Here is a 14,776-nt window from a genome sequence, read left to right as displayed (position 1 = left end):
ATACTGGATGAATTCGGTCGCGCCCGCCCGACATCTGCCCTCAGCTTACAATATGCGCTAATTGAATGGCGTTGTTGTCAGGCCATGCCCCATAAACATCAGACTAAGGAATTTCTGTATCAAAAAAGCGTGAACAGACAACGAAGTATCACTATAAATGCATGCCACTTTTCTTGCTCATAGAGCGCTTCATTGTCACAATGCGCTGGTATGCGTCATTAATTCGTTGCTCAGAAACTTCACCAGTTTGCACTTTATGTTCGATAATATCGATTAATTCTGCAGGATCCTGGAATTTATCTACTAATTGATTGCCAAAAATCAGCATGTCCGCCCCCGCATTAATAGCCAAGGTAACTGCTGTGTCTACGCCAAAATAATTAGAGATTGCTTTCATTTGCAGATCATCTGTAATCACCACTCCATCAAATTGTAAATCATGACGCAATAAGCCATTAATAATATTATATGAAAGCGATGCGGGGTATCCAGTAACATCGAGTTTTCGGTTAACAATATGAGCAATCATCACCATATTACAATGTTCCGGTTGTGAGAATGCCTGCAAATAGGGAATTAACTCATCCGTGGACCAGGTATCAGTTACATCGACAAACCCTAAATGTGAATCAGCAAGAGAACTACCATGCCCCGGAAAGTGCTTGTAAGAGCATTGAATCTGTTGTGTTTTAAATTGATTTGAAAACAGATTCGCATAATAAGATACCGCTAAAGGAATAGCAGAAAAACTGCGCTCCTTCTTACCTATAATCGGGTTTTCCGGATTGCTATCAACATCAAGACTGGGGAAAAAATCCAAATTAATACCGACAGAAGTCATAGTATCAGCCATCAACTCAGCAACACCTTTAGCACCAATATCAGACATCATACCCACCGATTTTGGTGAGGGAATTTCAGGAAATCCATATCTGGGATGCAACCGGTTAACCAAGCCACCTTCATAATCAATTGAAATAAATAAGGGCAGATCTTCTCTAGAGTGCGATTGATTGGCTTTATAATTCAATAATTGTAATTCGTTAGTTAGGTTTTTTAGTTGCGTGGGACTTTCTATATTTTTATCAAAGGTCTGTGATTGTTGATTATAATCAAAGAGGATTACTCCTCCAATATTGTCTTTATCAATAGCAGAAGCAATTGAAGAATGCTCATTGATTGTTTTTCCATGAAAACCAATAATCAACATCTGACCAATTTTATCTCTAAGAGTTGGCTCAGATGCATATAAGCACGAGAAAAGAATACTTAAAATAAAGACAAAAGCTATTCGATAAATTCTCAATTTATTCTCTTTGTAAGGCTGTTAACTTGCGAATTATAATAAATCAGTTCAACTTAATCAAATATTAAACACAAAACTACAGTTTTGATTGAGCCGATATCACCTGTTCACACACTTTACGCAGTCCAATACTCATTTGCTTTAAACCAGGTACCTGACTCACGGTTACATTATATTCCTTCGCCAGTTTTACAGGATCTGTAAAACTAAGCCAGACCTGGCCTGAGCTATCCTTCGTCGCCATGATGCGTAAAGGCAAATCTAAAGCAAAGGCGGCATTAGCCTGCATTAAGACAGTACCTTTGGCTGGATTTCACAAAATAATCACTTGCGTATCAGAAAGAGTCTGACTTGTATTTTGGGCTTCGGCTGCATGATCAATATGCGCAAATACTGTTCCATCATTGTTTTTAATGATTTGAGACACTCTATCGATGGTTTCTTTAACAGAATAAGGGCTTTGCAACGTTTCAGACCAAGAGGATCCAACAGGTGTTCCCAGCTTCTCATCAAAAGAGGCCGCAATTTTACGAGCCAAAAGATCCAAATCAGGCAAGTTCCCTTTATTCGCTAATAAAGTGACGCATAATAACTCTGAAGGGTCAGTAAAGCGGCTTAAAAATGCAGAATATCCAGGAAGAGAACCTTTAATTTCCACTAATCCTTTATGACCTGGGAAAAACCAGCCTGCATTTCCAGGCACCATTTGACCATTAATAAGCGGGGCACTGTATAAGAAGCGCCTGTCTTCGACATCTTTAACTAAAATATCCCCTGCCAGACCAATATCCCATAAACTAATGTCCTCAGCAGAAGCCACTATGCCGCTGGCAGAAAAAGTCGCGGACCATGTAGGTGCAGGAACGGCTGTGAGTCCGTTCTCTGATTGTTCATATCCAGTCGCGGCTTCAACAGGATTAATAAATACTGGATTATTGAGAAATTTAGTGTGCTTGAATGGACTAGTACCATTAGCTACTTCATTGGCAAGCTTCTGAATATTAGAAATAAAAAAGGTATGCTTTAAACCAAGCCGTTCAATTTGATTTTTAGTGACATAATCCTGATAGCTTACTCCACTCACCTTCTCAATAATCAAGCCAAGTAAGTAAGAATTGGTTGCACTACTTTTCATCTGGGTACCCGATTGAAACAGTAATCCTTCATCATTAATCAGATTAAGAAGCTCTTTTACTTGATATTCATTAGAATAACGAAACATTGTATTCTGAGTATAATCTGGTATTCCAGAGCTGTGCGTTACTAATTGGCGGATAGTGATAGGTTTCTAACGTTCAGGAATGTCAGAAAGGTAACTACTGATTGGATCATCCAGTTTAAATTTGCCTTCTTCTTTAAGTTGCATTACAGCAACCGCTGTATATGCATTAGTGAGCTGTCCCACATTAAAAACGGTACGAGTGGCGGCAAGCCGTCGGCTTGTAGTATCTGCAAGACCATATCCGACTACACGGGTAATATAAGGAGCTTGCACTATAGCTAAGGTCATCCCTGGCACCCCATTATCTTCCATGTACTGAATAATCAAATCATCGACAGATTTTCCTTGATACACCGTATGAAAATCTCCTCGTCCAGAACCCGCAAAAGAAGTTACTGAATCCATGATAACCCCTGTTAAAATGATTACTATTAAACATCCTTTTATCCAGCTTTTGTCCACTGTTTAATCCTTGTCTAATAATAAGGTTTTATTGTGACATCTCACCTATTCCATAATTTTGCAATAACATATTAAGATGTTATTTAAAGATTAGTAGAGAACAAATAAACTTGCGTAGTGGATTTTTATACTCAGATTGAATTTTACAATGCCTCAATAAAAACAGCTAAATAGGGTTGTTTTTATTGTGATAATTGACAAATTGAGTGCATTAAGCATGCACTCAATTTAAGTTATTGGGCTCTGATGATATAACGTACAATGGTTTGCAAATTATCATTCATTGTCGAAAAGGGCATGCCTTTAAGGCTATTAGTCAATGAAATGACACCAATATGTTCCGTAGGGGTGAGTTGCACCACAGTAAATACACCATTGACGCAACCGTCTTTGTCTAACTGCAAAGGAAGGGAATCGTTAGGAAAATTGACCATCCATCCTAATGCTACTGCATCAAATTTTAATCCTGCTTCATTCTCTCGGTCTTTATCCAGATGTAATAAATTTTCCAACCCATATTTATAGATATAACTCGCATGAGCAATTTGATTTGTTCTTAAAGCACTGCCAGATTGTTGTAATTGAGATTCAGTAAATACGAGTAAATCCCTCATTGATGAATAAATGCCGCCACTAGGATCTTCAAAGCCCATATCCCAATCATTTTTAATTAAATCACCATTTATCCAATAACTGGATACTTTCCGTGTCATTTGTTCTGAGCTTAAATTGGTTGTGGTGTCTTTCATTCCAAGTGGGGTTGTAATAAGTTGATTTAATAAACTTCCGTAATCGGTATTCATTTTTTTTGCTAACAGCTGACCTAAGGCACCAAAAGCGACATTTGAGTAATCAAAATGCGTTCCTGGTGTCCATTCAGGAGCAAACGTATTGTACCAACTCAAAAAATCTTCCATTTTATATGGATTATTCAGTATCTGATAATCTTCATTATCAGGAAAACCCGGCAATATTCGCGGAAATCCCGACGTATGTGTCGCCAAATCAAGCAAGGTAACAGGTGTTTTCTCTGAACTGGATTTTCCTATCAGCTCATTAACTGTTGTATTTAAATTAACGACGCCCTTATTAACTTAAGCCGCTAACATATGGGTGGTAAATATTTTAGAAACAGAACCTATAGACCAAATAGAATCCATATTCGGTCGATTACCACTTCCTACTGTAGTTTCGCCACAACTAACAACCGCCCGCTCATCATTAGCGATAATCCCTATCATTAATCCTGCTTGATTGTTGCGTGCGTAAATATCACCGACATATTCTAAAATTTCTTCAAGAGGCAAGGTTTTAATATTCTGTTTTTCAATATAAACACAGTCTGCGACAGTAAATCCTGTTGAGCTAAGGGACATTGCGAAAGTAAATCCTAAGGCTTTAAATAACGTTAAATACTTCATTTTTAATGGAGGAGAAACAGGAATTGATTGGCTCATAGTAAATCCTTAAAAAGCGATTAATTACATACCATTTTTAATAAATGAATCATGCTTAAAAAAATCATAGCACTATTCCCTTTATTCTAGACTATTTTAGAGAGTTTATAGTCTGCCTATGAGCGTAGAAACGTGATGGATGAAGGCATTAATTGGCGCGTACAGTATCGTGCGCCAATTAATGAACGAATTATATATGTTTAAACCAGTGCTAATAAAACAGCAGTCAAATAATTGCCTTCAGGAAAAGAGGCCAGAGTGGGATGGCAACTGGATGGCCCATAAACACCTAAAATTCGTACCTGCTTTCCAACAACCGCTGCCTGAGCACTGACCAGAGAACAAAATTCTTGCGATGAAAGAGCTGAAGAACAATTACAGGTCATTAATAAGGAACCAACCTTCATATGTTTAAATACTTCTCGATGTAAAAACCGATAATAGTTTTTTGCTTTTTGTATGTGTTGCTGTGAAGGCACCAGTTTAGGAGGGTCTAGAACGACAATATCATACTCCCCGGCTTTCACCAGAAAATCACGTGCATCAGCTTCAATAAACTCGATATCAGCATGATTAATTTGCGCATTATTTTTTGCTTGCATGATCGCATGTTCCGAACTGTCTACTGCAGTTACTTTAGTGGCTCCGGCTTTTGCTGCATGCAAAGCAAAACCACCCGTATACGAATAAAGATCCAGAACCGATTTCCCCTTACTTAATTCAGCCACTCGTTTATGATTTTCGCGCTGATCAAGAAACAATCCCGTTTTTTGTGCATGAGCAAATTCAACGTGATACTTAACTCCTTCTTCTAATACTTCCGCTGACTGCTTATGTTCCTGAGTTTCAATTTGTTTCCAACCATCCTGCCCCAAAGATTTACTCTGTGGTATCCAGATCAGTTGATCTTCAGGATACAATTGCTCCAGAGCGAGTGAAATAAGCGCTTTATTCAGTTCAACCCAATAAGAGCTACTGGAAATAACACAAATTCGATTAAATCTATCAATGGTTAATCCAGATAACCCATCTGCCTCACTATTAAACACTCGATAAGCAGTCGTTCTCTCATTAGGCAGATTCAAGCAATCTCTGACCAATTTTGCCTGCTGCAATCGATGAGTAATTATTGATGCAAAACCAGTTTGATCGAACTGCTCACTAGCAAGTGCCAATACTCGCACTCGGTATAGAGAGTGCTCGTTATAAGCACCAACACCGATTAACTCTCCCTCAGCACCATAAATATCAACCAAATGACCTGTCACTAGCTTGCCGTTAGTTCGTGCTATCGCTTTGGGAAAAATCCAGGGATGCCCTCGTAATACAGTATTTTGTTTTGCCGCTACTAAAAAAATTTTAGCATTCATTTCTATTTCCCAAAGCTTTAAAGTCGGCTAATCTACACCATTGAATGATATTACTGCAATGGAGAAAAGAACAATTATGTTGCACCATATAAAAAACATATTCATTTTTTTATGTTTATTCTCTTTTCATACCAATAGTTCTGCTGCTCCCTGGTTTACAGGACCTTTACTTGCTCCAGCCGGACATGTAATTCCGAAAGGTCATACCAACTTGGAAATATACGGCCTAGATGTGTTCAATAATGGCTTCTATAATGGTGAAGGTAACGTCATACGCACTCCATTGTTTCGCTCTGTTGTGGTAAACCCTATCATATCTCATGGGTTTACCGATTGGCTTGATGTTCAAATGACCATACCGTATACATTCAACTCGACTCAAGGGGTGAAATCCAATCGATTAACTGATGTATCTGTAGCTGCCGGAATTCAGCTCTTTGAACAAAAAGGCGAACTTAATCGACTGGACGCACGACTATTAGTTCAGGAAACCCTCCCCACAGGACGCTATGATCATCTAGATCCCACTCTGTTAGGAACCGATGCAACAGGCCTTGGAATATACCAGGCACAACTAGGTCTAAACCTCCAATATTTATTGCCAGTATTTGACACCCATTATCTTCGTACTCGACTTATTTTAGCTCATATATTTAGTAGTTCTGTTTGGGTAAACGGAGTGAACAGTTATGGCGGCAGTGTTAATACACATGGAAAAGTCAGGGTCGGTTCAGAAAATGACCTTGATTTAGCGTTTGAGTATACCCTCACCCAAAATTGGGTCGCCGTACTTGAAGGATATATTTCAAAGGGGGAGAATAGTCGATTTAATGGTATTCTCGATATTGGTAATATAGGTGCCCCCCCGGTGAATATAGGCAACAACAGCTATATAGAAAAAGCGCTCGCTCCCGCTCTGGAATATAACTTCACATCCAATGTTGGTGTTATTGGAGGCGTATGGTTCCCTGTTAGTGGCAGAAACACTCCTCATTACCTCACTTATATGTTAGCACTTAACGCATTTTGGTAAAAAATAAAGGCATACAAAACCATGGAAAAGAAAAATAAACTCTCATATGGGCTGACACTTGGAGCACTCGGTGTTGTATTTGGTGATATCGGAACTAGCCCCTTGTATGCTTTAAAAGTTACTTTATATAATCTAGCTATCACCCAAGCTAATGTATTAGGCGTTTTATCACTGATCTTTTGGTGTCTGATTATCATTATTTCCTATAAATATCTGATAATCATTTTTCGCGCAGACAATGAAGGCGAAGGTGGAATTCTCGCTCTTCTTGCCTTAATGAAACATAAAAGTACGAAATATGAGCCGTTATTTTATATCGTAGCTATATTTGGAGCCGGTCTTTTACTTGGTGATGGAATGCTGACCCCAGCCATATCAGTGGTCAGTGCGGTCGAAGGTATTGGGACGCTATCAGATACTTTGACACCCTATATATTACCAATCGCGTGTATCATTCTTATATTACTTTTTATGCTCCAATCACGCGGCACAGAAAATATAGGCTACCTCTTTGGCCCTTTAATTCTTATCTGGTTTCTTACTATAGCAATTCTTGGGGTAATACAAATCATCAAGCTTCCAATCGTACTGGAAGCAATAAATCCCTATTACGGAATTTCATTTTTATACCATGCAGGAGCGAGAGGCTATCTATTATTAGGAGGCATTTTTCTGGTAATGACTGGTGGTGAAGCACTGTTTGCTGATATAGGTCATTTTGGCAAAAATCCGATACGAGCCAGTTGGTTCTTGCTGGTGCTCCCCTGTCTACTACTTAACTATTTTGGCCAGGGAGCTAACTTATTATCTCACCCAGAAGCAATTAGTCACCCATTCTATATGATAGCTCCAAGCTGGTTTTATTTACCGTTAATCATTCTGGCTACGTTTGCAACAATTATTGCCTCACAAGCAATCATTTCTGCAACTTTTTCGTTAACCAAGCAAGCAGTATTGTTAGGCTTATGTCCTAGAATTCCAATCATTCAGACGTCCAGAAAATATTCAGGACAAATCTATGTTCCTCAAATCAATTTTATTCTCTTCGTAGGAACCATGTTTTTCACATTAACATTCAAAACGTCAGATAACCTGGCACATGCATACGGAATTGCTGTAAATATAGATATGCTCCTTGTGGATGCGATGGTGGCCTATGCAGCAATTTCAATCTGGAATTGGTCAAAATTTAAAGTAAGTCTTATATTTGGATTGTTCATCGCTATAGATTTTGCATTTTTAGGAGCAAACGCCCATAAATTCTTGACTGGCGGATGGGTACCAGTAATTTTCGCGTTGTTTATCGCATTTATTATGTACACCTGGAAATATGGCCTTGAGTATTTAAGAAATAACTTCTATCTCAATAAAGAAGACATATCTAAAATTTTAAAACAACTTCAATATAAAAGTTTGAATCAATTGCCTGGCGTTACTGCAATATTCATCACTGATGTTTACGACAGAAGCGGTGGCAGTTTTCTTCACTTTTTAAAACTCAGCCGTTCCGTTCCTGAAAATGTGTTAATCGTAAATTATGTTGTAGATAACATACCATACGTACGCTTTAATCAACGCTATGAAATAGTTAGCCTTGATGAGCGAGTATGCAAACTCACCCTGCATTATGGCTTTATGGAGACCATATCGTTACCCAGAGCATTAGAAAAAGCCAGCGACAGAGGTTTGTTACCGTTCAAATTAAATATTGATCATGCAACCTATATGGTAGAAATCCCTAATGTTATGGCTTCAAAATCCAAAAAGTCATTAATATTTTACACCCAGGAACGCTTGTTTTCGTTTTTAATGCGTAATTACTCAGCGAATCTGAATATTGAGTTCTTTAAATTGCCATACAACAGAACGATAGCCATTGGTACTTATTGTATTTTATAGTGAGAATAAGGATGGATGATTTCGCAGCCCGTTTGCTTGCAAACGGGATTTAATCAGAATGATGTAAATATCAGAGAAACCAATGCAATATTGTTGGCAAGCTACCTGACCGGCGAAATAATTAAAAAAACAGATGATTAATAGTTCTGACAGAACCGATTTAAACATTATAGGCTGGATTCTGATCGCAGCATAAATCAATTCATGATAACATTTCTAATTTATTTCGAGGATAAAACATGTGGTTCAATAATACGCTCATATACAAATACGAACTGGATGAAGGTTCAGATTTAAATGCTTCTTTAACAGAAGAAAGACTGAAACCCTGCCCTCCTCATGCACGATTTACTTTTGGTTGGCTCCCTGCGTTTGGCGATGAAATGGTCCAGGAAGTTGCTGGCAGCACTCTCATATGCATGGGTAAAGAAGAAAGAATATTACCTCGCGGGGTAATAAACAAAATGCTTGATGAAAAAATCCTGATGATCGAAAACCAACATGGACGAACCGTAAAGCGTGCCGAAAAAGCTCAACTCGCTGAAGATCTTGAATTTGAGCTATTACCCAAATCATTTTGTGTACAAAAAAGGCTTCTAGCCATACTCGATAGTGTCAGTAACCGAATCATAATTAATGCCGGCAGCAACACTCAAGCCTCCCAGCTAACTTCTCTTTTAAGAAAATCTGTAGCGGGCATTAATATAGAACCCCTGACTCATGCAGAAAATCTGGCCGTACGTTTTGCTGAATGGATTCAGTCGCCTGATACACTCCCAGCAAACTTCCAGCTTGCATCTGACTGCGTTCTATTTTCTCTTGATGATGAAAAAAAACGAGTGCACTGTAAAGGATATGAATTACCAGCAGAAGAAATATTAACCTTATTATCTCAAGGTATGGCAACAGCTGAAATTTCGTTAATCTGGAAAGAGCGAATTCAATTTACCCTGACCCATGATTTCACCTTTAAAAAATTAAAAAGTCTTGATTTCCTGATTGATGATTTTAGTGAAATTAACAAATTAGATGAAGAATATTTACGTCAGGATGCCGCTCTCACCTTGTTATCAGGTGAATTAAGAGAACTGACTAATGATTTATTAGATGTATTGGTTATTCCAGACACTGAAACAACCAATGCCACCGAAGAAAAAGTGGCTGAAGAAGCATTATCGTAACATCTCAATAATCAGAGGAATTATCCCATCTTTCCGAATTACCGTGGCTTGACCACGGTATCCAAAAATTTAAGCCAAGACAATATTCCAAGCCCCTATTTGCAAGCAGAAAATGGCGTATGCTTTACCCATGCTTAGGAACCTCAGAGCCGCAACTCAACTCCCCTATTCCTTCATATGTTGCGGATGATGTCTTTTTAAGATGTTAATCACCTCTTGATGCTGCTCTGCTGAATGCACGGTAACCCAAAGAACAAATCCTCCTTTTTTTTCCTGTTTGCTTATTCTTTCGTCATGTTTCATTTTAACAACTTTAGCAAGCAATAACCCCAGAATAGAACCAACTATTGTCCCGCATATTCCATAGAACCAAATATCAGAGGATGATCGAATATCACCCATTATAAAAATGGCAATAATGAGGCAGCTAAATAACGGAACAGCAAATGACAAACCAACAATCCAACCAAAATCATCGTTTAAAAAAGGCTCTTTAACAGGAGGATCTCTACTTTCTTGTACTACTTCAGGAGCGATAAAAGAAACCCCATATTTCTCTTTCATTTGTTTCGGAGTACCCTGAACACTAATATCAGAACGTGCGACGGATTCTGCGATGAGTTGAGTAATAGTAATTTCCAACTCTTCTTCATCCTCAATGATTACGCTGATTTGATCAGTTTTTTTGTCCATAATATGTTCATCCTTTCGATAACAGTAAAAACTTATTAGATATAATGTATAATTTTAGTCCATATACATGTATGTTTGTGACTTATTTATGCTTTATAAGAAACATTCCTTTAATCTGAGGGTGTCTTGTATAACACGGAAACTCGATATGAGCAGGATCAGACGATTCATTGAATCAAGTTGGCTGAAGAATTATTAGAAATAGAAAAAAACTGAAGAATTTAATACAAAAAAGGGAGTGAACACTCCCTTTTTTATTGAATCAATATTAAGAAGCAACTCGAGTCATATCAGATGTATGATATGTAGCTTGATAAACAGCCATAGCATCGTCAGCGGCCTTCTTGAGCCCCAAAGCCATATTCGCATCATACATAACCACCAAAGCTTTTTGAGCACTAGGGGCTTGCGGATAAGTTTTCACAAGGAAATTCGCTCGTTCTATAGCTGCAACATACATTTTACGCTTGAAGTAATACTCCGACACATTAAGTTCATGCTGGGCAAACATGTTACGCAAGTAAATCATACGTTGTAATGCGTTTGCTTTATATTTACTGTTGGGGAACTTTTGGATTAAGGCTGCAAAATCCAGAAAAGCCTGACTTTGCGTGCCTGGATCACGCCATGACTCATCCAACGGCAAGACTTTTGCAAACACTCCACGAGTCTGTTGGAAGTTAGCTAGCCCTCTCATATAGTAAGCATAATCAACATTTTTAGCACGTGGGTAAAGATGGATAAATCGTTCTGCAGTAGCAGCAGCTGAAGGATAATCTTCACTTTGATAATAAGCATAGATTAGTTGTAGCTGTGATTGCTCTGTGTAATCACTAAATGGATACATTGATTCAATAGCTTCAAGTTGTTTCGCAGCCGAAGCATACTCTTCTTTTTTCAATGATTTTTGTGATTCATTATAAATTTGCTTGGCAGTCATCCCTTTATAAGGATTTTTTTCATCATCGTCCTTATTCCATTTGGCACAAGATGATAAAAAAACCATAAGGCCAACCAGGAGTACTACTTGAATTCGTTTCATAACCTACACCTATAAATTGTATCTGTTACATCAAGATCTGTTGTATTACGCTCCGATGCATATACATTACAAACCCTAACCAACCACGACAGGAAAATTTGGGACATTATACCTAGGACACACTAATTTGCGAACACTCTCTTACTGATTCTTTAATTTAAATAACAAGTTCATACAACTTGTTTAAAAATCGCCATTAATTTGATTTCTTTAATAAAAAACGCAAAAACCATTTGCAAATGAATCCGCGTTAATATAGTATTCTGGCCAATCGGAGAGATGGCAGAGCGGTCGAATGCGGCGGTCTTGAAAACCGTTGAAGGGCAACCTTCCCAGGGTTCGAATCCCTGTCTCTCCGCCAAGTACTCGTTGTAACTCCCTGAAATAATTAGTTTTTAAATTTATACTATTCTTTGAGGTTATCCTTTAGGTTACCCCTGTGAAATGCTTAATCTGATTTAATTTCATAAAAACTTATCAGAAGTTTTTTTAAGCGCTATTCTATAGAAACTACTCTTAACATTCATGAATCCTTTAATAATCGCATGAATACGTGGACATAACAGTGCTGGCTACAATTAGAAAATATTTTGATTCAATTTATAATATATTAAATCCTCTTCTTGGATTAATAATTGTTATATTTTCTGTGCTAGCATCTTATGACTTTTCGCCTTGGAAGCACCGATTTCCAAGATGGACTCCATTAATTGAACTATTATCAGAATACTCTTTTACGATTCTTTTTATTTTTGCTGTATCAACTTTTATTCTATCAATACTTCGTTGGTTTCTTTCCATAGATAAAACTATCTCTACCTTAAGTAAGGAATTAAAAGAAGAAATCGAAAAAAATAGTATTATCGGGGATAATATTAAAAATATGTTTGATGGCTACTTATTTCATCTTGCAACTGGAAAGTTAACCTTTAGCCCAGATAATGACAGAGTAACGCTATATTTACATGATAGCGCAGGTAAGTTTATTCCGTTTGGCCGTTTCTCTGCAAACCCTAAATTTAAAAGCCCCGGAAGATCAGAATATCCAGATAATCAAGGGGTTATTGCTTTAGGCTGGGAAAAAGGTTGGTATTTTGATTGTAACCATGAAGGTGAAGATTTTATAAACTACAATAAAAATAAACATAATATTCCTAAGGAAACATTAAAATCCCTTAGAATGAAGTCAGTTTTATATGCTGTTAAAAGGATTACAGATCATAAGGGAGATGCTGTTGCGATTATTCTTGTAGAATCAACCGAAACACTTCGGTTTTCTGAAAATCTACTTAAGGAAAAATTAGATCAGGAAGAGGCGTTTATAGCGGATTTAATAACAAAATTTCGAGAACACATACCTATGCCATCCACAGCTAAAAAAAGGGGGCTATAATGTCGAATATCCTTAAAGAGGTAATTGCATTTATATTAAAGCAATACCCATATAAAGATGATCTTTCGAATGCCAGAATGACCAAAATAATTTATTTGGCTGATTGGCATCAAGCAATTAATTATAAAAAGCAAATTACAAATATTAATTGGTACTTTGATAATTATGGCCCATTTGTTCAAGATGTCATAAATGAAGTAAACGCTAATCCTAATTTATTTGGCATCAAAAATACAAATAATTACTATGGCGGTACTAAAAATTTATTTTTTCTTAAACTGGACAACTATGAGCCTATAGAAATAGCCGAACGCCAAAAAGAATCGTTATGTTATATTATTGAAATTACAAAAACGCTTACATGGGATAACTTTATTAATTTAGTGTATTCTACATACCCAATAACTAGTTCAGAACGATACTCTTATCTAAATCTAGTCCAAAAAGCGAATGAATATGCTCGGGGAACTTAAAAGCAGCTGTGTTGGATGCTCTAGCAAAAAACTTATAATGCAATAAAATTTTTAACATTCAAACATAGAGCTTTCTTGGGATGCCAAGCATCTGTTAAACCGTATCTATGCTCACCAGGTATCGCATAAAGAATATTTACTACCAATGCACCAACTTGGTAAAACCAATTTGCAAATGCTACCTCACCATTTTTTAGCAAATCACATTGAATCTCTGAACATCCGGAGTATTTATTAGTAGAAATACCAAAATGCCCAAAGGACAGATATAAATCAGGATGTGCTTTTTTATCAAGAATAGCTTTTGAAAAAGATTCAATATTGATAGGCATTTTATTATCCACAATATGACAACCAAATAACTTCACAAAGTACAAATGTAGATTTAACATATAACGACGAGTGTCATAAGAAAAAATTTTATTACACCGGACTTTCTTTTGTTTTAATACCACTTGGCGCATAATATAGTCATACTAAAATCATCCACACAAGGAAGAGTAAAAAAGGATAAGATACCGTATTCTTCTCTTCTCATATTGATTGCTTCGCTAAGATGCTCCAAGTTTGATTTTTGTTGGATTAATGATAAGGTTTGAGTCTCTTTATCTATGTTTAGAAATAATCTAGACCGAACACTATTGTGCCATGCCGTGGAACCGCTATAGTTTTCACTAGATGATTTGTACTTGACAGAATCTTTATCCATATGAGCAAGCAGTAGAACGGCTGCATTTAATAATTTTGCAAGTTGTGTTAAAAAACGAATAAATTCACGCACACGTGCACGCTCGTTTTCATTAGCGTCAAAAGTATCACTCGCATTATCAATAATAATTAATCCTGCACTATAAGCAGTGCTTCTTTCAAGCAGCTTTTTATACCCATCTATCGAAATATTGTCTCTGTTTTGCGTTACATATAATCCAGGGTTCTCTGTAGAGTCAATTACAAGTAACCTATCTGCCAATACAGTAGGGTCAATTTTTTGAACACGGCAAATGCATGCTAAGCGATGACGAACAACTGAAGTTGAATCCTCACCTGAAAAGAACAATACTCTACTAGGTATCGTTTTTTTATTCATAAAGGGAAATCCCATTGCGACACATATCGCCATCTGCAATGCAAGCATTGATTTACCTGTACCCCCATGAGCGGAAGGTAATGGGGCTATCCAGAGATACGTTCTATCGTTATAAATCAGCAGTAGATGAAGGCGGTGTGGATGCCTTGTTTGATCAG

At 37.2% G+C, this 14,776-nt stretch carries 12 protein-coding genes, 1 tRNA gene and 4 pseudogenes; 7 read left to right on the top strand and 10 right to left on the bottom strand.

All coding sequences use genetic code 11. From position 1 onward, the window contains the following. Positions 1-151: 151 nt before the first annotated feature. From Q0495_RS12960 to Q0495_RS12935, 6 genes and pseudogenes are all read right to left on the bottom strand, one after another. On the bottom strand, positions 152-1,306 hold the full coding sequence (locus tag Q0495_RS12960; RefSeq protein WP_298627021.1) for a glycoside hydrolase family 3 N-terminal domain-containing protein: 1,155 nt from the start codon (positions 1,304-1,306) through the stop codon (positions 152-154). A gap of 76 nt (positions 1,307-1,382) precedes the next feature. After that, a pseudogene (locus Q0495_RS12955) lies at positions 1,383-1,607 on the bottom strand (DUF302 domain-containing protein); the annotation flags it as partial. A gap of 12 nt (positions 1,608-1,619) precedes the next feature. Next, positions 1,620-2,933: pseudogene (locus Q0495_RS12950) on the bottom strand (serine hydrolase). A gap of 290 nt (positions 2,934-3,223) precedes the next feature. Then, positions 3,224-4,072: pseudogene (locus tag Q0495_RS12945) on the bottom strand (serine hydrolase domain-containing protein); the annotation flags it as partial. Between the two features lie 12 nt (positions 4,073-4,084). Further along, positions 4,085-4,447 (bottom strand): hypothetical protein, encoded by a 363-nt coding sequence (locus Q0495_RS12940; RefSeq protein WP_298627019.1) that lies wholly within the window; start codon positions 4,445-4,447, stop codon positions 4,085-4,087. Positions 4,448-4,647: 200 nt separating this feature from the next. Then, positions 4,648-5,817 carry a class I SAM-dependent rRNA methyltransferase gene (locus Q0495_RS12935; RefSeq protein ID WP_298627017.1) on the bottom strand — a complete coding sequence of 390 codons (1,170 nt, stop codon included), beginning with the start codon at positions 5,815-5,817 and terminating at the stop codon, positions 4,648-4,650. A 58-nt stretch (positions 5,818-5,875) separates the two neighbouring features. Here Q0495_RS12935 and Q0495_RS12930 point away from each other — a divergent pair, with 58 nt between their 5' ends. The 3 genes from Q0495_RS12930 (at position 5,876) to Q0495_RS12920 (ending at position 9,930) form a co-directional block, all read left to right on the top strand. Continuing rightward, positions 5,876-6,850 (top strand): hypothetical protein, encoded by a 975-nt coding sequence (locus tag Q0495_RS12930; protein WP_298627016.1) that lies wholly within the window; start codon positions 5,876-5,878, stop codon positions 6,848-6,850. 21 nt (positions 6,851-6,871) lie between these two features. Further along, complete coding sequence (locus tag Q0495_RS12925) at positions 6,872-8,749, top strand: potassium transporter Kup (RefSeq protein WP_298627014.1); 1,878 nt, start codon at positions 6,872-6,874, stop codon at positions 8,747-8,749. Positions 8,750-8,988: 239 nt separating this feature from the next. Beyond that, positions 8,989-9,930 carry a recombination-associated protein RdgC gene (locus Q0495_RS12920; RefSeq protein ID WP_298627013.1) on the top strand — a complete coding sequence of 314 codons (942 nt, stop codon included), beginning with the start codon at positions 8,989-8,991 and terminating at the stop codon, positions 9,928-9,930. 165 nt (positions 9,931-10,095) lie between these two features. On the opposite strand, the gene Q0495_RS12915 is transcribed toward Q0495_RS12920, so the two are convergent. Both Q0495_RS12915 and Q0495_RS12910 read right to left on the bottom strand, forming a co-directional pair. Beyond that, the gene (locus Q0495_RS12915; protein ID WP_298627011.1) at positions 10,096-10,623 is read right to left on the bottom strand and encodes a hypothetical protein; all 528 of its coding nucleotides are present in this window, start codon (positions 10,621-10,623) and stop codon (positions 10,096-10,098) included. Positions 10,624-10,891: 268 nt separating this feature from the next. Beyond that, positions 10,892-11,665, bottom strand: a complete 774-nt coding sequence (locus Q0495_RS12910) for an outer membrane protein assembly factor BamD (protein WP_298627009.1) — start codon at positions 11,663-11,665, stop codon at positions 10,892-10,894. 273 nt (positions 11,666-11,938) lie between these two features. On the opposite strand from Q0495_RS12910, the gene Q0495_RS12905 reads away from it, so the two are divergent. The 3 genes from Q0495_RS12905 to Q0495_RS12895 all read left to right on the top strand — a co-directional run bounded on the left by Q0495_RS12905 (position 11,939) and on the right by Q0495_RS12895 (position 13,531). Then, positions 11,939-12,026 (top strand) — tRNA-Ser (locus tag Q0495_RS12905). Positions 12,027-12,230: 204 nt separating this feature from the next. Next, positions 12,231-13,058, top strand: coding sequence for a hypothetical protein (locus Q0495_RS12900; RefSeq protein WP_298627007.1), 828 nt, complete (start codon positions 12,231-12,233; stop codon positions 13,056-13,058). Next, positions 13,058-13,531, top strand: a complete 474-nt coding sequence (locus tag Q0495_RS12895) for a Panacea domain-containing protein (protein ID WP_298627005.1) — start codon at positions 13,058-13,060, stop codon at positions 13,529-13,531. Before Q0495_RS12900 ends, Q0495_RS12895 begins: the two co-directional genes overlap by 1 nt. A 32-nt stretch (positions 13,532-13,563) precedes the next feature. Here Q0495_RS12895 and Q0495_RS12890 read toward each other — a convergent pair whose 3' ends face one another. Together Q0495_RS12890 and Q0495_RS12885 are read right to left on the bottom strand one after the other, a co-directional pair. Then, positions 13,564-13,995: a hypothetical protein gene (locus tag Q0495_RS12890; RefSeq protein ID WP_298627003.1), complete on the bottom strand. Its 432-nt coding sequence runs from the start codon at positions 13,993-13,995 to the stop codon at positions 13,564-13,566. Then, on the bottom strand, positions 13,977-14,708 hold the full coding sequence (locus tag Q0495_RS12885; protein ID WP_298627022.1) for an AAA family ATPase: 732 nt from the start codon (positions 14,706-14,708) through the stop codon (positions 13,977-13,979). Before Q0495_RS12885 ends, Q0495_RS12890 begins: the two co-directional genes overlap by 19 nt. On the opposite strand from Q0495_RS12885, the pseudogene Q0495_RS12880 reads away from it, so the two are divergent. Continuing rightward, positions 14,693-14,776 (top strand): annotated as a pseudogene (locus tag Q0495_RS12880) (helix-turn-helix domain-containing protein); the annotation flags it as partial. The gene Q0495_RS12885 and the pseudogene Q0495_RS12880 sit on opposite strands and share 16 nt — an antisense overlap.

Origin of the sequence: uncultured Legionella sp., from assembly GCF_937871865.1 — a bacterium.
Taxonomy (GTDB): Bacteria; Pseudomonadota; Gammaproteobacteria; order Legionellales; family Legionellaceae; genus Legionella.
The sequence above is the reverse complement of the archived record's forward strand: the minus strand, read 5'-3'. Positions and strand labels throughout refer to the sequence as shown.

Excerpts from the sequence above, each read along its gene's own strand:
- Q0495_RS12890 (WP_298627003.1), bottom strand. The coding sequence starts at position 13,995 with ATGCGCCAAGTGGTATTAAAACAAAAGAAAGTCCGGTGTAATAAAATT.
- Q0495_RS12930 (WP_298627016.1), top strand. The coding sequence starts at position 5,876 with ATGGAGAAAAGAACAATTATGTTGCACCATATAAAAAACATATTCATT.
- Q0495_RS12895 (WP_298627005.1), top strand. The coding sequence starts at position 13,058 with ATGTCGAATATCCTTAAAGAGGTAATTGCATTTATATTAAAGCAATAC.
- Q0495_RS12920 (WP_298627013.1), top strand. The coding sequence starts at position 8,989 with ATGTGGTTCAATAATACGCTCATATACAAATACGAACTGGATGAAGGT.
- Q0495_RS12940 (WP_298627019.1), bottom strand. The coding sequence starts at position 4,447 with ATGAGCCAATCAATTCCTGTTTCTCCTCCATTAAAAATGAAGTATTTA.
- Q0495_RS12910 (WP_298627009.1), bottom strand. The coding sequence starts at position 11,665 with ATGAAACGAATTCAAGTAGTACTCCTGGTTGGCCTTATGGTTTTTTTA.
- Q0495_RS12915 (WP_298627011.1), bottom strand. The coding sequence starts at position 10,623 with ATGGACAAAAAAACTGATCAAATCAGCGTAATCATTGAGGATGAAGAA.
- Q0495_RS12925 (WP_298627014.1), top strand. The coding sequence starts at position 6,872 with ATGGAAAAGAAAAATAAACTCTCATATGGGCTGACACTTGGAGCACTC.
- Q0495_RS12935 (WP_298627017.1), bottom strand. The coding sequence starts at position 5,817 with ATGAATGCTAAAATTTTTTTAGTAGCGGCAAAACAAAATACTGTATTA.